Source organism: Hymenobacter jejuensis (assembly GCF_006337165.1).
Lineage (GTDB): Bacteria > Bacteroidota > Bacteroidia > Cytophagales > Hymenobacteraceae > Hymenobacter > Hymenobacter jejuensis.
The window spans coordinates 3,675,015-3,695,566 of sequence record NZ_CP040896.1 but is presented as its reverse complement, the minus strand read 5'-3'; the positions used below and the strand labels follow the sequence as shown (position 1 = coordinate 3,695,566).

General features: G+C 53.4%; 17 protein-coding genes. 8 read left to right on the top strand and 9 right to left on the bottom strand.

What is annotated here, in order from left to right; all coding sequences use genetic code 11:
* Positions 1 to 15: 15 nt before the first annotated feature.
* On the bottom strand, positions 16 to 1,125 hold the full coding sequence (locus FHG12_RS15395) for a putative type IX sorting system protein PorV2 (protein WP_139516571.1): 1,110 nt from the start codon (positions 1,123 to 1,125) through the stop codon (positions 16 to 18).
* A 253-nt stretch (positions 1,126 to 1,378) separates the two neighbouring features.
* Between FHG12_RS15395 and FHG12_RS15390 the strand changes: the two genes are divergently transcribed.
* Both FHG12_RS15390 and FHG12_RS15385 read left to right on the top strand, forming a co-directional pair.
* Positions 1,379 to 1,741 carry a PadR family transcriptional regulator gene (locus FHG12_RS15390; RefSeq protein ID WP_139516570.1) on the top strand — a complete coding sequence of 121 codons (363 nt, stop codon included), beginning with the start codon at positions 1,379 to 1,381 and terminating at the stop codon, positions 1,739 to 1,741.
* Positions 1,742 to 1,792: 51 nt separating this feature from the next.
* Positions 1,793 to 4,453: a PspC domain-containing protein gene (locus tag FHG12_RS15385; RefSeq protein WP_139516569.1), complete on the top strand. Its 2,661-nt coding sequence runs from the start codon at positions 1,793 to 1,795 to the stop codon at positions 4,451 to 4,453.
* Between the two features lie 121 nt (positions 4,454 to 4,574).
* Here FHG12_RS15385 and FHG12_RS15380 read toward each other — a convergent pair whose 3' ends face one another.
* From FHG12_RS15380 to mce, 3 genes are all read right to left on the bottom strand, one after another.
* Positions 4,575 to 6,014 (bottom strand): CCA tRNA nucleotidyltransferase, encoded by a 1,440-nt coding sequence (locus FHG12_RS15380; RefSeq protein WP_139516568.1) that lies wholly within the window; start codon positions 6,012 to 6,014, stop codon positions 4,575 to 4,577.
* Positions 6,015 to 6,124: 110 nt separating this feature from the next.
* Positions 6,125 to 6,697: an L-threonylcarbamoyladenylate synthase gene (locus FHG12_RS15375; RefSeq protein WP_139516567.1), complete on the bottom strand. Its 573-nt coding sequence runs from the start codon at positions 6,695 to 6,697 to the stop codon at positions 6,125 to 6,127.
* A 49-nt stretch (positions 6,698 to 6,746) separates the two neighbouring features.
* Positions 6,747 to 7,151, bottom strand: coding sequence for a methylmalonyl-CoA epimerase (gene mce, locus FHG12_RS15370; RefSeq protein WP_139516566.1), 405 nt, complete (start codon positions 7,149 to 7,151; stop codon positions 6,747 to 6,749).
* Positions 7,152 to 7,293: 142 nt separating this feature from the next.
* Between mce and FHG12_RS15365 the strand changes: the two genes are divergently transcribed.
* From FHG12_RS15365 to FHG12_RS15350, 4 genes are all read left to right on the top strand, one after another.
* Positions 7,294 to 8,508, top strand: a complete 1,215-nt coding sequence (locus FHG12_RS15365; protein ID WP_139516565.1) for an IscS subfamily cysteine desulfurase — start codon at positions 7,294 to 7,296, stop codon at positions 8,506 to 8,508.
* Positions 8,509 to 8,592: 84 nt separating this feature from the next.
* On the top strand, positions 8,593 to 9,009 hold the full coding sequence (gene iscU / locus FHG12_RS15360; protein WP_139516564.1) for a Fe-S cluster assembly scaffold IscU: 417 nt from the start codon (positions 8,593 to 8,595) through the stop codon (positions 9,007 to 9,009).
* Between the two features lie 85 nt (positions 9,010 to 9,094).
* The gene (locus tag FHG12_RS15355) at positions 9,095 to 9,505 is read left to right on the top strand and encodes a hypothetical protein (protein WP_139516563.1); all 411 of its coding nucleotides are present in this window, start codon (positions 9,095 to 9,097) and stop codon (positions 9,503 to 9,505) included.
* An 86-nt stretch (positions 9,506 to 9,591) separates the two neighbouring features.
* The gene (locus FHG12_RS15350) at positions 9,592 to 9,918 is read left to right on the top strand and encodes a HesB/IscA family protein (protein WP_139516562.1); all 327 of its coding nucleotides are present in this window, start codon (positions 9,592 to 9,594) and stop codon (positions 9,916 to 9,918) included.
* A 239-nt stretch (positions 9,919 to 10,157) separates the two neighbouring features.
* Here the strand turns inward: FHG12_RS15350 and FHG12_RS15345 are convergent, their stop codons facing one another.
* The 4 genes from FHG12_RS15345 to murI all read right to left on the bottom strand — a co-directional run bounded on the left by FHG12_RS15345 (position 10,158) and on the right by murI (position 17,407).
* Positions 10,158 to 13,922 carry a T9SS type A sorting domain-containing protein gene (locus FHG12_RS15345; protein WP_139516561.1) on the bottom strand — a complete coding sequence of 1,255 codons (3,765 nt, stop codon included), beginning with the start codon at positions 13,920 to 13,922 and terminating at the stop codon, positions 10,158 to 10,160.
* Positions 13,923 to 14,671: 749 nt separating this feature from the next.
* Positions 14,672 to 15,847: a glutathionylspermidine synthase family protein gene (locus tag FHG12_RS15340; RefSeq protein ID WP_139516560.1), complete on the bottom strand. Its 1,176-nt coding sequence runs from the start codon at positions 15,845 to 15,847 to the stop codon at positions 14,672 to 14,674.
* 27 nt (positions 15,848 to 15,874) lie between these two features.
* Entirely contained in the window at positions 15,875 to 16,546 is a 672-nt protein-coding gene (locus FHG12_RS15335) for a hypothetical protein (protein WP_139516559.1), read from the bottom strand.
* A 30-nt stretch (positions 16,547 to 16,576) separates the two neighbouring features.
* Positions 16,577 to 17,407, bottom strand: coding sequence for a glutamate racemase (murI, locus tag FHG12_RS15330; RefSeq protein ID WP_139516558.1), 831 nt, complete (start codon positions 17,405 to 17,407; stop codon positions 16,577 to 16,579).
* Between the two features lie 161 nt (positions 17,408 to 17,568).
* Here murI and FHG12_RS15325 point away from each other — a divergent pair, with 161 nt between their 5' ends.
* Both FHG12_RS15325 and FHG12_RS15320 read left to right on the top strand, forming a co-directional pair.
* Positions 17,569 to 17,802 carry a hypothetical protein gene (locus FHG12_RS15325; RefSeq protein ID WP_139516557.1) on the top strand — a complete coding sequence of 78 codons (234 nt, stop codon included), beginning with the start codon at positions 17,569 to 17,571 and terminating at the stop codon, positions 17,800 to 17,802.
* A 15-nt stretch (positions 17,803 to 17,817) separates the two neighbouring features.
* Positions 17,818 to 19,725: an ABC-F family ATP-binding cassette domain-containing protein gene (locus FHG12_RS15320; protein ID WP_139516556.1), complete on the top strand. Its 1,908-nt coding sequence runs from the start codon at positions 17,818 to 17,820 to the stop codon at positions 19,723 to 19,725.
* A gap of 69 nt (positions 19,726 to 19,794) precedes the next feature.
* Here FHG12_RS15320 and FHG12_RS15315 read toward each other — a convergent pair whose 3' ends face one another.
* Complete coding sequence (locus FHG12_RS15315; protein ID WP_139516555.1) at positions 19,795 to 20,472, bottom strand: hypothetical protein; 678 nt, start codon at positions 20,470 to 20,472, stop codon at positions 19,795 to 19,797.
* Positions 20,473 to 20,552: the final 80 nt, after the last annotated feature.

Sequence of the window (20,552 nt, the reverse complement as noted above, 5' to 3'; positions counted from 1 at the left end):
ATTTTACAACAAGACTTATCTAAATCCGTACCCCAGCGACACGATGATGGAGTTGGCCTGCCCGGTTTTCTGGCCTGCGATTGAGCCTACTGCCAGCCGCGAGAAGGCCATGTCCAGGCGCAAGCCGTTGGTGGCCACGCCTACGCCGAAGCTAGGTTGGGCATACCACTCTTTTTGGCCAGTGAAGCTCTTGAGCTTCTGAAAGTTGCTGATGCCGCCGCGCAAAAACACCACGTTGTTGTAGCCCACTTCCAAGCCCGCGCGCGGGTCGATGCTGATAAGGCTGGTTGAGATGGGCGTTTCGCGCTTGCCGTCGGTGGTCATTTCCAAGTCGGCGGCTACGAGCGCGGTAAACTGCCCCGGCAGCTTCACCGACCGGCTCGCGCCCAATACGAAGCGCGGTAGCGTGATTTCGGTGCTGTTGGTCGGAATGGAATCGCCGGTGAGGGTGGTGTTCTGGAATTTTTCTGAGTTGATCGTCCAGGCCGTGAACGTCGTCGTGACGTCGCGAGCGGTCAGTCCAAACTGCCACCCGGCGTGGTTATAGCGAAGGCCGGCATCAATGCCGAATCCCCAAGCGTTGGCGAAGCTGCCGATGTTGCGGTAGATGATTTTGCCGCTGCCGCCGATGGTCAGCCCTTCCACGTTCCCGATTTTGCGGGCGTACGACACCAGCAGCGCATAATCGGCAATGGAGAAATACTGAATCTTGTTATAGTCGATGTAGCCGTACTCGTTGATCAGGTTGCGGGTGTCGGCAATGTCGTCGACGCCGAGGCGCACCAAGCTCACGCCAATGGCACTTTTGTCGTCGAGGGGCGTGGAAAAGGCTGCGTAGTCGTTCTTCACAATGCCCGAAAACAGTTCCGAGTGCATGAGCACCGCGTCGTACTTGGTTTTCTGGCCCAGCAGGCCGGCGGGGTTCCAGTAGCCGGCGGTGGCGTCATCCGCCAAACTTACCTGCACCTTTCCCATGCCGAGGGCGCGACCACCCACGCCGATGTTGAGGAATTCGTTGCTGTACTTGGGCGTGTTGTCTTTGCTCTGCGCTGTGGCCACGGTGGTCAGGCCGGCGCTCAGACCCAGCCCAATACAGAAAGTGACAATTCGGGAGACGTGCGTCATAGCGTAACCAACTGAATAAAAGGATAATCGCGGGAGCGGGAACGCAAGATACTCATTTCCGAAGCGAGCTTTTTGCGCGTCAGCGGCCTTTGTTTAACACAAAATGCCCTGCTACTGCATATTCCCTTCCTAAGTCCAATTCAACAAAAAGACCGTCCTAAACGAAACCAAAAATATTTTTCGCTAGTACCTTGCGTTACATAGTACCTTCTATTATCTTTGTCTCATTCTTCACCGATATCTGCCTTAGCCCATGAAAGTAGAGAACACCCAAGTGCAGATGCGGAAGGGCATCCTTGAGTTCTGCATCCTGGAAATCATTGCCCGCGGCGAGGTCTACGCGTCGGATATGCTGGAAGAGCTTACCTCTGCCCGCATGATCGTGGTAGAAGGCACGCTGTATCCGCTCCTCACGCGCCTCAAAAACGCCGGCTTGCTGGATTACACCTGGAAGGAGTCGACGTCCGGGCCACCCCGCAAGTACTACACCCTCACTCAGGCCGGGCAGGAGTTTCTGCACCAATTGCGCCTCACCTGGGAAGAAGTGCAGGACTCGATCCGCATCATCCGCCAGAAACCTCACTCCAATGGTAGCGGAACTGTGGAGTTGCTGTAAGCAGACCGCCAGTTCTCACCGAGTTTTTCCCGAATAGTTGCAGCATCCACGATGAAAAAGAACATCAGCATCAACCTTCAGGGCATCATCTTCCACATCGAAGAGGATGGCTACGAAATCCTTAGCCGCTACCTGGCTGAAGTGAAGGCTCATTTTTCTGGCTACCGTGGCCACGAAGAGATTGTGGCCGATATCGAAAGCCGCATCGCCGAGCTGTTTTCGATGCGCCTGTCCAGCACCAAGCAAGTCATCACGCTGGAAGACGTAGAGGAAATGGTGGCCAAAATGGGCCGCGTCAGCGACTTCCAATCGGCCGACGATGCCGAAGACGACGAAGAAACCCTGGCTTCGGCCGTAGCCGCTGGCACCGCTGCCGGCAGCTACACCTATAGCAGCGGCACGGGCAGTGGCCCCTCGGCCACCGGCGCTGCTTCGGCAACCGCTGCCACCGACGAGCCCCGTCGCCTCTACCGCGACATGGCCAACCGCAAGATTGCGGGCGTAGCCGCTGGCATTGCTAGGTACTTCTCTATCAATCCGTTGTGGATTCGGTTAGGATTCCTGGTTCTGTTTTTCATCAACCCCGTGTTCCGGCACATGACGCCCTTCGACAACACGCATTTCGACCTGGCTGGTCTGGTGCTGTTGGCCTACGTCATCCTCTGGATTGCGCTGCCCAAGCGCTACGACACGCCGCCCACCGATGAAGATCCGACCTTCAAAAAGCTTTACCGCGACACCGACAACGGCAAAGTCGGTGGGGTTTCGGCCGGCCTGGCAGCGTACTTCAAAGTTGACGTAGTATTGGTTCGCATCCTGTTCATCGTCTTCATCTTTGCCGGCGGCTTCTCCATTCCGGTCTACATTATCCTCTGGATTTTGCTGCCCGAAGCCAAAACCGTATCCGATAAGATGCGCATGCGCGGCGACGCCGTTACGCTCTCCGGAATAGATAACTCCTTGCGTAACAATGCGTTTGAGGCAGGCGCGGTTCCTTCCAGCAACCGCCCGGTAGGCACCTTTCTAGAAGAGCTGTTCCGCAATGTTCGGCCTTTGATCAACTTTCTGGGCAACCTGATTCGCTGGGCTGCCGGCGCTCTGCTCGTTGTCATTGGCTTCTCCATGCTGCTGGGCTTTACCATCGCGCTGGGCGTGGCCTTGGGTTGGATACCGGAGTCGCAGGGCTTTGTGCACACGGGCCCCTTCCCTCCTTACCTGTTCATGAACAGCGTGCCTACCTGGGCGCTCTTCGCCTTCTACGCTACGGCTGCTATCCCTGCGTTGGCCATGCTGCTGCTGGGCATCGGGCTGCTGCTACGCCGCTCGGTACTGAGCCGCACGGCGGGTCTGTCGCTGCTGGGCCTGTGGTTGCTGAGCGTTGTAGGCTCTAGCATTGCAGCCGCCCGCATCAGCCGCGACTTTCAAGACCGCGGTACGTACTCAACCACCCGCAGCTTTGCGCCGGTGCCGTACCCTACCGTGATGCTGGCCATGCGGGACTTTGAAAACTCGATGAGCCGTCCGAACATCACTTTGGTCTCTGCCGACAGCGGCCAAGTGATCCGGATGGAGCAGGAAGTATCGGCTAACGGCGCTACCGAAGAGGCAGCTATTCAATCGGCTGCCAACAGCATCACCTACGGCGTGCAGCAACGCGACTCGGTGCTGACCTTCGACGAGAGCTACCGCTTCCGGCCCAACGCTACCTTCCGCGATCAGCGGGTGTCGCTGGTGCTGCACTTGCCCAAAGACAAAACCTACCGCTTGAGTGAAAACTTTAGCTATCTACTTAATAGCGAGTCATTTGTAAATGACCATCGCCCCGAGGATATCGCCAGCCGCCGGTTCCGTTTGCGTGGCAACCAACTGGAGTGCATCAATTGCACAGCCGAGGAAATGCGCGACAAAAACGACAAAGACGGCGACGATGTGAACGTCGACATGAACGATAACGACGGCATCAATGTGCACGTCAACACCGACGACGATGAAAACGGCGACGTGAGCGTGAAGATTGACCTGGGAAAGACCAGCTTTCCTACCGATCTGGGCGCTTACGGTTCGGGCCGCCGCAGCTTCAACCTCAACGGATTTGAGCGCATCGAGGCCAACGGCGCCTACCGAGTGTATGTACGCCAAGGCAGCGAATTCAAAATCGAAGCCGCCGGTGACGAGCGCGACCTAGGCAACCTGCGCGTTGATACCAACGGCGAAGAGCTGGTCATCCGGCCGCGTAACACGGGCTCTTGGTTCAACTTTTCTTCCCACAACAACAAGCCTGTATTGGTGCGCGTCACGCTGCCTACGCTCCGGGGCCTCGACCTAAGCGGCGCCTGCCGCGCCGATGTAGCCGGGTTTAGCGGCGAGTCGCTTTCTGTAGAGCAATCCGGAGCCTGCTCCGCTACGCTTAATGTCGATGTACCACGCCTCGACCTCGACTTGAGCGGCGCCTGCCACACCGATGTCCGCGGCAGCGCCACTGAGCTGCATGCCGAAGGCTCCGGCGCCTGCCAGATTCAGGCGTTAGGCCTGCAAACGCAGCGCACCACTCTAGAGCTCACAGGCATGAGCCAGGCCCAGGTACGGGTTTCGGATGAGTTGCGCACCGATCTGAGCGGAGCCAGCCACGTCGAGTATGCCGGCAACCCGTCTACCATAAAAAACGACGTTTCGGGCTCGTCACGCGTAAAGCGCATTGAGCCAAACAATTAATCCTGTCACGCCCTTCATTATTCTCTCATCTGCTGAAGGGTAAATTGCCGTCACAAAAAATAAGATGCCAGCCGGGCAACCTACCGGTACCGACTGGCATCTTTTCTAAACAATTCGCGAGTTATTGGGTCTTTTGGTGAGTGAAAGGTTGACCCGGAGGAAGCCCTTTTGCCTTTCCTAGCTGCAACAGGAAGGCAAAGGCTTCCTCAAATTCGTTTCGGACCTTCCCGTCGAGGATGGCTTCCAACAATGCGTCTTTGAGTTCGCCTACCTCACGCGAAGGTTTCAGGCCGAACGTTTCCATAATGACTTCGCCCGTAATCACGGGCTTGAAGTTGCGCAGGTGGTCTTTCTCCTCTACCTCCTTCAGCTTTTGCTCCACCACGTCGAAGTTGCGCAGGTAGCGCTGCACCCGGTTGTGGTCTTTGCTGGTAATGTCGGCGCGGCACAGCGTCATCAACCGATCGATCTCGTCACCGGCCTCAAATAGCAAACGTCTTACGGCTGAGTCGGTTACGGTTTCCTTTACCAGCGCAATTGGCCGCAAGTGCAGCCGAACCAGCTTTTGCACCTGGCGCATTTCTTCGCCCAGCGGTAGCTTCAGCTCAGTGAAAATCTGCGGAACCCACCGCGCGCCTTTGTCTTCGTGGCCATGAAACGTCCAGCCTATTTTTGGGTCGAGGCGTTTGGTAGCCGGCTTGGCAATATCGTGCAGGATGGCGGCCCAGCGCAGCCACAGATCACCGCCCGCAACTACCACATTATCAAGTACTTGCAAAGTGTGGTAGAAATTGTCTTTGTGGGCGTGCTGCCCCACCCGCTCGACGCCGTAGAGTTGCGCCATCTTGGGGAAGATAAGCTGCAATAATCCCGACTGAAACAGCAATTTGAAGCCATAGCTTGGCTTCGGCGCCATAATGATCTTGTTCAGCTCGTCGGTGATGCGCTCCTGCGATACAATTTTGATGCGCTCCTTATTGCGAGCCAGTGCGTCGTAGGTATCGGGGTCGATGTCGAAATTGAGTTGCGCGGCAAACCGGATGGCGCGCATCATGCGCAACGGATCGTCGGAAAACGTAATATCCGGGTCGAGGGGCGTGCGAATGGTTTTGCGCCGTAAGTCGCCCATGCCATCGTACCGATCGACGAGCGCCCCAAAATCCTGCGGGTTTAGGCTCAACCCTAACGCGTTGATTGTAAAGTCCCTACGGGCCAGGTCTTCTTCCAAGGTGCCCGCTTCTACCTCGGGCTTACGCGACTCGGCGCGGTAGCTTTCCTTGCGGGCGCCCACAAATTCGATTTCGACCTCCGGCGTGGGCAGCATAGCCGTCCCGAAGTTTTTGAAAACCGTTACGCGGGGTTTGTTGGGCAATTTTCGGCCCACGGCTTGGGCAAGCTTAATACCATCGCCCACGCATACAACGTCCACGTCTTTGCTAGGTCGCTCCAGGGCTAAGTCGCGCACAAATCCACCGATTACATAAGCCGGATACGCCAGTTCGCCGGCGGCTTCGGCAATGGTTTGGAACAACGGAAGATCAGGGAGTTGCGGAGATTTCATGAGCGACGAGGGATTGCCAAACGGCCGCAAAGGTAAGAACTCCGATTTTGGGAGATTTATCGCCTTGCCCATCATCGCTCCTATTTATCCTACTAGCAAAGCATAGAGGTTTATTCCCGCACTACTTCCAGCCTTCCATCAGCGGCTAAGCGCACTACGCGCGACGGCGCGACGGTTGTGGTATCGTCTTGGCGCCAGCTCACGACGTAATCTGCCTTTCTAATTATCAGCGGATCGACTTGCGCGTAGGTAGCGGGCGTTGGATTGCCGCTGAGGTTGGCCGAGGTAGATACCAAGCCGTGCCCCAGTCGGCGCACTACTTTGTGGCAAAACTCATCCTGTGCAATGCGCAGCCCGATGGTGCCATCGGACGCTACAAGCAGTGGAGCCACTTGCTTCGAGGCCGGCAGTAAATAAGTGGTAGGGCGCGTCTGGGCAGCCAGCAACTCAGCCAGCCCATCGGGTACTGCCGAAGCGTATCGGTGCATCATGTCCAGGTCAGCGACCAGCACGATGCTGGGCTTGTCTTCCGGGCGGCCTTTCAGCTTATACAAGCGCTCCACCGCCCGCGGCACTTCGGCATCACAGCCTAAGCCCCACACCGTATCGGTCGGGTACAGAATAACTTGCTGCATGAGCAAGGCATCTACGGCCATTTCTACTTCCTGCTGAAAAAGCGTCATATAGTTGATTATGAATCAGTTATATAATACAGCTACAATGAGCCGTTCCCTACCCGATTTCCTGGCATAGTTCTACCAATACGCCCGCCGCGCTCTTTGGGTGCACAAAGCATACGAGCTTGTTGTCGGCGCCTCGTTTAGGTTCTTTGTTGAGCAACACAAACCCCTGCTCGCGCAACCGCGCCATTGTAACTCGGATGTCAGCTACTTCGAAGGCGACGTGGTGAATGCCCTCGCCTTTCTTGGCCAAATATTTTGTGATGGCGCTCTCCGGCGTTGTGCCTGCTAGCAACTCAATTTTGGAACCGCCAACTTTAAAAAACACTGTGTCAACACCCTCACTGGCAACATGTTCGCGTTTATAAGGCGGTTCGCCGAGTAGCGTTGTATAGAGCGCAGTGGCTGCTTCAAGATCCTGTACGGCCAAGCCGAGGTGTTCTAAGTTGGTGAGCATGCGAGAAGTGGCGCGCTAAGTTGCGCGGCTTGTTTGGATTCTTTCTACTTTTGCAAAGCAAAGTAAAACCTGTTCGCTGGTTTTTGTGTTCTACCGGAGAATCGTTCTCCTTTGGTTTCTGCTGATTTACCAACTCCGAGCCATGCTCAAGCTACCTATTTACTTCGATAACAACGCGACTACTCCGCTGGACCCGCGCGTTCTGGAAGCCATGATGCCATACCTCACCGAGGTATTTGGCAACGCCGCGTCCCGTAACCACCCGTTTGGCTGGGCTGCTGAGGAAGCCGTGGATTATGCCCGCGAACAGATTGCTGCCCTGATTAAATGCGACCCTAAGGAGATCATCTTCACCTCGGGCGCTACCGAATCCGACAACTTGGGCATTAAAGGTGTGTTCGAGATGTATGCCCAGAAAGGCAACCACATCATCACGGCTACGACTGAACACAAAGCCGTTCTCGACACCTGCAAGCACCTCGAAAAGCTGGGTGCTCGGGTAACGTACCTGCCCGTTAACGAAGAAGGCCTAATTAGCCTCACCGAGTTGGAAGCTGCCATGACGCCCCAGACCATTCTGGTGTGCATCATGTATGCCAACAACGAAGTAGGTGTTATTCAGCCGGTTAAAGAGATCTCCCGCATTGCCAAGCAGCACGGCGCGCTGTTTATGACGGACGCTACGCAGGCCGTAGGTAAGATTCCGGTAGACGTAAACGCCGACGGTATTGACCTGATGGCCTTCAGCGGCCATAAAATGTACGGCCCCAAAGGCGTAGGCGCACTGTATGTTCGCCGTAAAGCCCCGCGGGTGAAAGTTACCGCCCAGATGGACGGTGGCGGCCACGAGCGCGGCATGCGTTCGGGCACGCTCAACGTTCCCGGCATTGTAGGGCTTGGCAAAGCATGCGAACTCTGCCGCCTCGAAATGGAAAGTGACTCGCAGCGTATCAGCGCCATGCGCGACCGCTTGGAGCGCGAATTGCTCACGTTGGAAGAAAGCTACGTCAACGGTTCGCGTGAGCACCGCTTGCCGCACACTACCAACATTTCTTTCAAGTACGTAGAAGGTGAAGGCCTGATGATGGGTGTAAAAGACATTGCCGTATCTTCCGGCTCGGCTTGTACCTCAGCTTCTTTGGAGCCATCTTACGTACTTAAGGCACTGGGCCTTAGCGACGATCTGGCGCACTCGTCTTTGCGATTCGGCCTGAGCCGTTTCACTACCGACGAGCAAGTTGATTACGCTATCAACCACGTAAAAGAAGCCGTAACCAAGCTGCGCGAAATGTCGCCGCTGTGGGAGATGTTCAAAGAAGGCGTCGACCTCAGCAAGATTGAGTGGGCAGAACATTAAGATCGAATCGGGAATGAGGGAGTGAAGCGATGACCCTCACTTTTATCATTCCTCCTTCTTCATTCATCATTTTTCATCAAGACAATGGCTTACTCCGATAAAGTAATCGATCATTACAGCAATCCCCGCAACGTGGGCACGCTGGATAAGAGCAAAAAGAATGTGGGTACTGGCTTGGTAGGTGCACCTGAGTGCGGCGACGTAATGCGTCTCCAAATCGAAGTGGACGAAACCACCAACACCATCACCGACGCTAAATTCAAAACCTTTGGTTGTGGCTCGGCCATTGCTTCGTCGTCGTTGGCCACCGAATGGCTGAAAGGCAAGAGCATCGACGAGGCCCTCGCCATCGACAACATGGAGATTGTGGAAGAGCTGGCCTTGCCGCCCGTTAAAATCCACTGCTCGGTATTGGCTGAAGATGCCATTAAGTCGGCCATCAACGACTACCGCGTGAAGAACGGTCTGCCTGCTTTCGAAGAAGCCAAGACGCATCACTAAGCTATTACCCGTTGTGAGTTGCTGGCCTTCTGTTTCGCAACGGATAGCTGGCAACTCACAATTCGTAATGGGCAACTGCTAAGCCATGGAAGTTACCCCCACCGACGTCCACGTTGAGAGTGCACGCATCCAGCGGCAGATAGAAGAGCATTTGGGCATGCCGCCCGGCAACCTGCTTTTTGAGTTTCGGCAACTGGACGGGCAGACTCGGTTGGATTTGGTTACGGTAAATCCCAGACACCACCAGAGCTTTCTGTTTCGCTACGAAACGGGCTATGACAAGCTCGACGTGCTGCGCAAAATGCTGGCTTATGTCAAGGGCTTCCGTGATACCGAAAGCTCCTATACCATTCAGTGGCGGGCGCGCGGCGACAAAGAGTTGCAGACGTCCTATTTTCGGGCTCACAACGCCTACGAAGCACTGGATAAGCTTTATTACGGCCGCGACCTCAATACCATTACGGTGTTTAGCGTGGTTCTGAATCCTTCTTCTTAGTTATTTGTTGTCAATGCAGAACCACCAGCGCTTTTGCTACTGTTGGTATTTTGTTGACAACCGGCAACTAACACTTGACAACTGTTATGATCACTGTTTCTGATAAAGCCAAAGAAAAGGTCGAGCGCCTTATGGCTGATGCCAGCCTCGACGAAACGTACCGCCTACGTGCTTCGGTGGCCGGTGGTGGCTGCTCGGGTTTGTCGTACAAGCTTGATTTCGATAACGAAGTGAAGCCCATGGACCAGGAGTTCGAAGACAAAGGCGTTCGCGTGGTAGTGGATATGAAAAGCTTCCTCTATCTCGCTGGTACTCAGCTCGACTTCTCCGACGGCCTGAACGGCAAAGGCTTCTTTTTCGACAACCCCAACGCATCGCGTACCTGCGGTTGCGGCGAAAGCTTCTCGGTGTAGCAAACTTTATATAGCGCTATCTCAACGCAAAAGCCCGACCAATTGGTCGGGCTTTTGCGTTGGTGAGTGTATCAGTATTTTGAACTACTCCGTAGTCTAACTCTCCTTGCTTAAGCAGCAGCAGCTACGGAGTCTAAATTCATAAGTACCTTATTATCAAATAGTTACATGTGTATGTTTTCAAACAAAAGGCCTCCCGATTGGGAGGCCTTTTGTTTGAAAACGATGTAAGAAGGGCGTTACTCCTTAACAATCTTACGAGTGACTTTCTGAGCACCCTCACCGATGGTTACGATGTAGGTACCGGCTTGCAAGTCGCTTACATTCAACTGGCCATCAGCACTTAACACCTGACGACGTACGGCGCGACCAGTCAGATCGGAGATGCGTACCGTTACACCTTCGGTCGAGCCTGCCAAGCGGATGTTTACCACATCGTGCGCAGGGTTTGGGTAGAGTGACACTTCACCGCTGCCGCCGTTTGTAACGCTGACAACTGATGAGAGAGTGGACTTGCCATCTGCATCGATTTGGTTCAGGCGGTAGTAAGAAGTACCAAACAGGGGCTCTTGGTCAACAGCGGTATAAGTGATCTTATTAGAGCTATTGCCGTGGCCTTCTTTGAACAGGATAGTCGAGAAGGTTTTGCCGTCTTGGCTACGCTGTACTTCAAAGCCTTTGTTGTTCTTCTCCATCGCAGTCACCCAGTTCAGATCGACACGGTGGTTGCGCAGCTTGGCCGTAAAGGATACCAACTCAACAGGCAGCGCTGCATCGGGAGGAATAATGGCATCAACTGGCACCAATTGGTTAGGTGGCGTAGGCGTGCGGTAGTTTTCAGCACCCGGCACCGATAGACGCTGACCAGCGCTGTTAGTAGCTACGTAGTTGTAATCGAACACGTAGAAGTAGTAAGCCTTACTTGGATCCAGACCTTTTACAATGGCTTGGTCACCCGTACCGGTGTATACCGAGAAGTACCCATTTGCCAGCACCGTACCCTGACCGAATGTTCCATCGGCTGCTAGGTATGATTGTCCATCAGTAGGCTGGTTGTTACCGGCCAACTGGTTGCTGAGGCTAGCAATGATCAGACGACCTTCGCCGGCACCGTTTATAGTACCGCCCTGCGCAGGCGAGAAGGTAACGGTTGCCGTTGAGCCATTCCGCACAACATTGATGGTAGTCTGTGCTGTTGGTTGTGTGTCGAGTGCTTTGCCGAGCAGTGATCCGTTTGCTGGGAAATCCTGGAAGCCGGAATTGATAAAGTCACTGCTTCTGAACTGGAGTTTCGAAGTTGCATTGCCAATATGAGTAGGCTTGTAACGCACATACACTACCTGATCAATGCTGTACGTGCTTGCATCCGGGCTGAAAGTAACAACGCTACCAAAGTCAGCATCTGGCTTGAGCGAAATCTCAAACTGATCCTGAAGCGGATTGTTAAACTGCGTAGGCTGCGTCAGCACTTCCGAAACCGTGATAGCCTGACGTACCCGCACAGCGTGCACTGTAACCGCCACAGGGTTAGACAACGTGTTGATCTCAACGTTTGCGATCTCAGGAATCGAAGACTGAATTTCGACCGAAGGAGCGCTATAGCCTTGTACCTGAATTGTAGCACCGATTGCTGGCTCGCTTGTAACCGCTATCGGGCCGCTGTCCGGCTGTTGAGAAGCAATGCTAGGCAAGTAGCGAACGTATACGGGTACAGGGTTTTTGAAGCCGTCGCCAGCATCATTGTTACGTACCACCGTAATGGTGTTTCCAGTGGCACCATTCAGAGCAGCAAAATCTGCTTCGTTGAGCGCAATCTGGAATAGAGCGGGGGCTTTCACCGTGATGTCACGAATCAATCCTTGACCGTTTACTGGGAAAGATTGCGTAGCAGATGCTACGCCCGGAACTGTAGAGAAAGGCTGCAGCGTGTTGTCGGCACTAACCGTAGCCGAAGTACCGTTGCTGTTTGCGATTACACGCACTGCTTTGCTTGGGGTTCCGTTGCTGGAAGCCGTGATGGAGCCTTCGTAGTTACCCAATGCCAGCGGGCCAGTTAGGCGAACTTCGATAGTGCGTTCCGTTACGCTGCCGTTGACAGGTTGGAAAGTGAGCGGGCCGGTCTGGAAATCACCGACGTTCGCTTCCCGAATCTCAATGTTGGCGTTGGAAGAAGTAGAGCTGGCGGGAGTTAGCACCAAAGGGTTGGTCCCGATTAAGGTAGCACCAACTTGGAAGGTCAGAATTTGCGATGAGCCGTTCGACGATACCGTCTGGAAATCGAGGGTAGCGGGATCGGGCGTAATGAAGATTTCGTTGGTGGCTGCTAAGCCATTGCCGCTTACCTGCAAAATGGAGTTAACAGTAGTACCGGAAGATGCAGCGATAGTAGCGTTGCGCGGCCCTACTGTGGAAGGAGCAAATTGCACCTGTAGTTCGGTAGCAGCCAAAGTGCCGTTTGTACCGTTCAGGATGACGGATGAGCCAAAAGCACCTGACCGACCCAAACGAATCAGAAATTCGTTTGATGGTGAGCTAACAGTTACCGTGTTATTATCCAGATTTTGTCCGCTTACATAAAATGATGCTGGCGTAGCAGTACGACCGATACGCGTATCCGGGAAACCAATGGTATTGCTGTTGGCAGTAGGCGGGTTAGTGGTCGAAACCGTTACCACTGGCGCCGGCGCGACGCCCGCACCGGTTGCGCCCACAAACCGTGTAGTAGCACCGTTGCTTACGAACGATACATTACCGTTGAAATTTCCTATGGTTGTCGGAGCCAAACGGATCTCAACATCAGCATTAACGCTACCGCTTGCCTGAACCAGCGTTAGGGTTGTACCAGATGCTAAGAAAGTTGCATCTCCAGATTTGCGGAATATATACCCAGTTGGAACCTGAACGCTGACGTTGTCAGTGAGATCGGAACCTACAACGGAAATAAATTGGCTCGAAGACTGCGTATTTACTTCCACGTTGCCAAATGTCAACGTTGTGGGATTTACAGTAATGTTTGGGGTAACGACGGTGCCTGAAACCGAGACAAACCGGCTGGTAGCACCGCCACCAACAAATGAAATCTGTCCGGTTGGCTTAGTTGGCGTTGGGGTCGTAGGATTGAAAACTACCTCAACTTTGGTGTCGATGTTGCCATTAGCACGAGTCAGCGTGAGCGTAGCGCCCTCAGCCAAGTAAGCAGCATCGCCTTGTTTGCGAATGCGGAAACCAGTAGGTGCCTGAACGGCAATGTCACTTGTGAGTCCGCTGCCGGCAACCGAGATACTTTGCGGAGCCGATGTTCCATTTACTGGTGTTCCGGGAAACGTAAGGTCAGCAGGTGAAACCGTGAAGTTAGGGTTTGTAGTACCAGACAGCACTACATCATCAATAGCGATGTATTCGTTTGCTGCAACAGAACGGCGGAATCGAATTTCTACGCTATTCCCTGTCGCACCATTGAACGGGTTGGTAATAGAAACATTACTCCATCCTGCACCGCGATTCAGATTTACATCCGCAATAGTGGTGTAGGGAGCGCCAAACTGCTGGCTTGTGCGGTATTCGACTACAAAGTTACCCAGTGTTGTATTAGCACCAGGGTTGACATAAAAGTTGAAGCTCAACTTTGTACTTGCTGCTTGCAGCTGCGTAGTGTTAATTCCTAGTATAGATAGAGTACGGACGTTAGTAGGAAACGCAACGTCAATACCATCTTTAGTTGAATTTACGTCGCCAAAAAACACAAAGGAACCACCTGACCCAGGTGAAGCCTCAATGTATTGGTCGCTAGCAATCAACGATGCATTCCCGCTAAACGTGAGCAAGTCATTATCGAAATCCTTAGCAGTGTTAGCAGCACTTACTGACTCAGGACCTTTGGTCCCGAAGGTTTCAGTGAATGTCTGGGCCCAACCTAATATGGGCAAGGCCAAAAGCACCAATAAAATTGCCCAAGCCCGAGGTCGTAATGCTCGATTTGGGTTACTTAAGTATTTGTTTTTCATGTGTATGGAATGAAAGAAAGGTTACGAAAGGAAACGCTTATACTATTCTGTAATCAGCGGTGTTTTACGGATTTCAAAATCTTATGGACAAGGAATTTTTTTTGATAAAATATAATTATTCAAAGTATAAAGTTGGCGTTTGTTGTGGATTAGGTTGCGCTCGCCTTCATATTTCATGCCAGATAGGCTGCGAATTTTTATGACTTCAGCTGCGTTTCCAGAGCAATAATATCATTTATCTGACACTCTCATCAGTCCTCCTCTTAACCCAAAGCCAGATTTATCCATTCAATGTCACGGCACAAATTTGCACGTTTTCTAGTGCAATCACTAGCACTATTTTTTCATTTTCCCTTGTTTAGATAGGTGTGCTCATCACTATTCGATATAGTCTGCGAAGACGTGAAGCAGCTTGTGGTTCAGGGAAAGAGGTTTCAGATTTTAAATCAACTGCCGCTGCCAAAGATCAACTATAGATAAGAAACCAATCTCAATTCCAAATAACATGATAATTGCCTACAAAATTTGCATTATTTAAATACACAACCTATGTCTAATGAAATCACATTATAAAGCCAACGGGGAAATGTGTTTATAATTATTTAACGTCTTTATTTTTTTCGAATTCTATATTTTAACTGTCGAGTTGGCGCTATCGACTATTTAGGAATTATTCAAGGTTCTTCTTTATAAACTACTGCTTTTCAGAAGCTTACTCAACGCTGTACGATGAGGAGCGAATTTTCGAGTCAGGAGGTAAGCAAGTGGGGCACAAACTCGGATAAGTTGGTAATGAAACCTTTGTCGCGGCGAAACCCTAGCGCGCAGGCTTCGCCAGCCCAAAATACGCCGGCTTGGTAATACCTTCCCTGCTCGTCAAGCGGCAGTTCAGCCCGCCGTTGGTATACCTGGGCTTGAGTTTCGTAGTCTCCAGCTATTTCATTGACAGTTAACCCATTATGAATATCAGCCACATTTTGTCCCTCACGCCCAAAAAAGGGCTTGCGAACATAATGCCCCGACAAGGGCTGCAACGACGATTCGAGCAGCAAAGGATGCTGCGGATAAACTTGCCACAACCACGCCAAAATGCCTTTGCTTTGAAAAAGCAAGGCGTAAGCAGGGTTGGCAATTATTACGTCGCGGCTGAGCAGCAATTGGGTTAAATCAGTGGTTAGAGCAGGCTCTTCCTCGGCCAGGATCTCCCAAGGCACTAGCTTAAACACAAAACTGAAACGCAACCATTGCTCGGGGCCCACCTGCGCCCAAACGCCGCGCTCCTCCCCTGCCACCGATACCTGCATGTCATCGACGGGGCAAATGTGCACTTCGGTGAAACCAGCAGCCCGCGCGGCCTCGGCTAGTACGGTGCAGTTCGCTTCGTCTTCGGCGCTGTCAGGTAGATGCACTAATAGCAGACTTGCCTCTAGGTCAGCGTTTAGCGTCAGCCATTGTCGAAACTGTGCTTCCAAGCCTTCGAACAAACTGTTGGCTTGGCGCTCATCTTCCGACTGCCGGGCGGCAACCAAGCTGGCCCATTGCACTACGGCTGTTTCGGGGATGCTGGTGGCTGTATCGGCGTTGAATTCCAACAGTTTAGGGCCTTCCGGGGTGCTTACTATATCAAAGCGACCGTAGAGGTGCCAATGCCGGTCGTCGTTCCAGGAGTGGCGGATGGCAGCCCAAAGCATCGGCGGAATGGCAAGCAACCGCAGCAGCTCATCCGGAACAGGGTCTGGGATTGCTTGGACGAGCATCCCATATAAAGTATCGGCGGCTGCCAACAGCGTATCGGCTTCCTCTTCTGGAAGTGCCACTGCTTCACGTGCCACGTAATTTTCGCAGGCTTCCTCTATGGCCCAATCCCAACCCAGCGCGCGTACGGCAGGTGCAACATCGCCCGAAAGCGGCAAAAGCCGAACCATACTCATAACTACAATGTAATCAACAATTTACCCGCCAAAGCCTCTACCACCGAAGCCACGGCTTCCAAACCCGCTGCTACGCCCCATACGCGGCGCGCTGCTGCGGTAGGCCGAACGCGAAAATGTGCGGCTCTCCCGCACCCCAGCCGTGCGCGATGTACGATTGCCCGAAAAGCCCCGGCCGTAGAATCCACGCCCTTGGGTTTCGCGCTCGCGGGTTACATTTTGCCGCCAGGCCGAGTTTTGCTGCACTAGGCCCGGATTGGCATAGTATCCCGCGTTGGGCGTCATGTAGCGGCCGGCCATGTAGCCAATGCCGCTCCACATGAGCACGTCCATCATGCCGGTGCTGCCTACCCGGTTTTCGGGGTAGCGACGGCTGTAGTCTTGCATCTGGCGTTGCAGAGCCTGGCCCTGGAGTGTATCTACCTTGCCATCAAAGTGATGCATCACGGCGGCTACTTCTTCCTTGCCGGCAGGCCGCTCGGCCGTGATTTTCCACTCGCCGGGTTGTACTTCCGTTATCTCCGTAATGACGCCTTCGCTGTAGGTTTCGCCGCTCCACTCGTCGGCGTTCGGATCTTGGCGCTCGTTGTTGCTTGAGCAGGCAGGTAATACCGCCAGCCCTAGGCTCGCAGCGGCGGCGAGCAACAAAGCATTCCGCCGCCAATCGCCTAAACGATAGTATGTCTTTTTCATAATTATCTCATTATCAATTACTTATTACTTTTACTCCCACAGCGGATAATGCTCCAGATGCACTTCCTGGCCGAAAAAGATGCGGGTGCTTTCTTCAAACGAGCGGGTAAAGTCGGAGACGTAAAAGTGGTGTACCGGTGCCAAAGAAGTAGGTTTTGCTGCTAAGTGGTTGTCTTCCAGATACTTTTTCAAGTGCTTGGCTACTACATCTGAAGCATCCAGCACCTGTACTTTGCCTTGGTAAATGTCGGCGATTTGCTCCTTAATTAAGGGATAGTGTGTGCAGCCGAGCACCAAGGCGTCGATGTTGCTCAGCTCAGGGTTGTTGAGGTACGTGCGGATGATGTTGTCGCTGATGGTGTTGTTGAAAAACCCTTCTTCGATCATGGGCACCAAAAGCGGCGTAGCCAGCGACTGGAGCTGCACTCCGGCGTCGAGGTCGTCGATTTTCTTCTTGTATACGTTGGAGTTGACGGTTTGCTTCGTGCCGATCAGGCCCACGTTTCGCTCCGCGTAGGCTTGGCCGATATGCTCCACAATTGGGTCGATTACGTTGAGCACGCGCGCTTTCGAGCCTACATATTCGCGCACCAACTCGTAGGCCGCGGCCGAGGCCGAATTGCAGGCAATCAGGATGACTTTGCAGTGTTGGCGCAGCAGCAAATCGCAGATTTTGATGCTGTACGCCTGAATGGCAGCCGTTGATTTGTCACCGTACGGCAGATGTGCTGTGTCGCCGAAGTAAATCAGGCGCTCGTGGGGCAGCATTTTATTGACGGCGTGCGCGACGGTGAGGCCGCCGATACCGCTGTCGAAAACTCCGATGGGCCGGGTGCTAAGGTCGGGTGTTGAGGTAGGCATAGGCGGGCAAGTAACGACTAACATTTAACATTTGACAAGGCCATACCGCGCACGGGCGTGGTATTGAGCCAATTTGCATTGGTTGGCAGAAGTTGTATTCCTAATATTTATTGCCCATTCTTACTTTGTAATTCCTTATCCGCCCGCTCTACTCCCCGTTCATGAGTACAATACTGGAAGAAATTGAACGCGCCCTGGCTACCTTCGATTCCAGCCGCGGCCGCCCGGTTGCCATCGAGTTGGGCGAACGCAAATACACCCAACTAGTGCTCGACGTGGCCCAGAAGTACAGCGACGGCGGCGAGCTGACCACCAACACCGGGCGGCCGCTGGCTTACAAAGGCCTCGAAATCCTGCGCGACGACTTACACGTTGACCGGGTAAGGGTGATTTGAGGTTACCTTTGCGGCATGAATCTGCTTTCTGCCGAATCCATTTCGAAAAATTACGCCGACCGCTGGCTCTTCCGCGACCTCAATTTTGGGTTGCAACAAGGCCAACGTGTAGCCCTGGTGGGCATCAACGGCTCTGGTAAAACTACCCTTCTACGCATCCTGGCGAACCTCGAACAGCCTGATACGGGCTCTGTTAGCGTTCGTAAAGACATTCGTGTGGCGTTCTTGGGCCAACAGCCCGTGTTCGACGAAAGTCTGACAGTGGAGCAAACCATCTTCGCCAGCCAGAACGATACGCTGGCCGCCATTCGCGACTACGAACACGTTCTCAATCAAGAAGAACACTCGCCCAACGACCTACAGCGCGTGATGGAGCGCATGGACGCCCTCAACGCCTGGGACTATGAAGCGCAGGTAAAACAAATCTTGGGCCGCTTGGGCATCCTGGGTGAGTTGCTGGAACGCCGCGTCGATAAGCTCTCGGGCGGCCAACGCAAACGCGTGGCCTTGGCCCGTGTGCTTATCGAAGAGCCTGAAATCCTGATACTTGACGAGCCCACCAACCACCTGGATCTTGACACGATCGAGTGGCTGGAAAACCGCTTGGCGTCGCCATCGCTGACGCTGCTGATGGTTACCCACGACCGCTACTTCCTGGACAAGGTGGCCAACGAAATCGTGGAGCTCGACCAGGGCAAAGTGCACCGCTACCAAGGCAACTACTCTTATTTTGTGGAGAAGAAAGCCGAGCGCGAGCAAATGGAAGTGGCCGAGGTAGAAAAAGCCCGCAACCTGCTCCGCAAAGAATTGGAGTGGATGCGTCGGCAACCGCAGGCCCGCGGTACCAAGCAAAAAGCCCGCATCGACGCTTTCTATGAAACGCAGGAGAAGGCCAAAACCAAAATCGGCGGTCCACAACTGGAGCTTTCGGTGAAAACCACGCGCCAGGGTGGCAAAATCATTGAGGTAGAGCACCTGCACAAACAGTTCGGCAACAAAGTCGTGCTCGACGACTTCAGCTACGTGTTCAAGAAAAAGGATCGCATTGGCCTGATTGGGCCAAACGGCGCCGGCAAATCGACGTTGCTGAACATGCTCACCGGCAAGCTCCAGCCCGACAGCGGCGCGGTGGATGCCGGTCAGACGACGGTATTTGGCTACTACACCCAGACCGAGCTGGAATTCGACGAAAGCCAACGCGTCATCGACATTGTGAAGGAAGTAGCCGAAGTAGTGGAAATGGCTAATGGTGAAGTAGTTACGGCTTCACAATTTTTGCAGCATTTTCAGTTTCCGCCGGCGCAGCAGTACACGCTGGTCAGCAAGCTGAGTGGGGGCGAAAAGCGTCGCTTGCAACTGCTGCGCGTGCTCATCAAGAATCCGAACTTCCTGATTCTTGACGAGCCTACCAACGACCTGGATATCATCACGTTGAATATCCTAGAGGATTTCCTGCTCAACTTCAGTGGCTGCCTGCTGATTGTATCGCACGATCGTTACTTCATGGATGCCTTGGTAGAGCATGTGTTTGTGCTGGAGCCAGGCGGCCAGATTCGGCAATTCCCCGGCAACTACACCGACTACCGCGAGTGGCAGAAGGAGAACAACTCGGTCGAATACGCTAAGGAAATGGCTAAAACCGCCAAAGCGGCTGCCGGCGTAGCACCTTCGGCGGCTCCGGCGCAAGTAGCACCAGCGGCCGCCCCCAAACGGCGCGCTTCGTTTGCCGAAAAGAAGGAATACGAAACGCTGGAAAAGGATATTGAGCGGTTGGAGGAGCAAAAGCAACAGCTTATCAATCAGCTTAATGCGGGCAATGGCTCGCACCAAGAGCTAGCCGATTGGGCTGTCCAGCTCAAACGCATTGATGCTGAACTCGATGCAAAGGGCGAGCGCTGGCTTGAATTGGCGGATTTTATGTAAAACCCTCGGTTGCCAACAGCAAACGCCTCATTACTCCACGTTGTAATGAGGCGTTTGCTTTTCAGGTCGTTAATACAAAGGCTCTCGGCTACGCGACTGCTTATATTCGATTACGAGCGGTTCGGAGCGAAGCGGCAGACTCATGCGCAGCAGGTCGGCTTGGTTGGCACGCGGAAAATAAACGTACCCGTGGATGCCCTGGCCCGGCACAAGGGTATTCTTGCGAAGGATGTGCTTTTCGGTTTCTTCCTTTTGCGTTTGGGCTTGTGCAGCAACAGTCGAGTGCAAGATGCGCGTCTGATTGGCGTATTCTGGCGAAGCCAGCAACATCACCCTATTCGACTCGCGCAGGTTATAAGCGACTGCCATCTCCAACTTATCCAGCTTCAACTCAGGGTTAACGGCTTTAATCGGACCGGGATAATAGGCAATGTATTGTTCGCCTTCATGCAGCGTGGTGTTCACAGCTGAGTAGCTAAATTGTTCGGGCGCCACCAATACGGGTTTGGATGACTGATTCTGAATATCAAAATCAAAGATCAAGCTTTCGTCATCGTAGCGGACGAACGCCATATTAACCTGAATGCTATCTCGGCTGGCCATGGCGCGTTCGTGGCCATCTTGCCAAATTCCGCTGCCTTGATTTGGCTGCATAGAAAGGTAATAGGTAGCTGGCGCACAGCTTCCCGCAACTGCTACGCTCGTCAGCAGCAGAACACGGCGGGCACCACGTACAATTGATTTCATAACAACAGTAGAAATAATGTAAAAGCTATAAATGTAGAGCTTGGCAACATTTCTGCAACCTCACTCCCTGTAGTTCCACT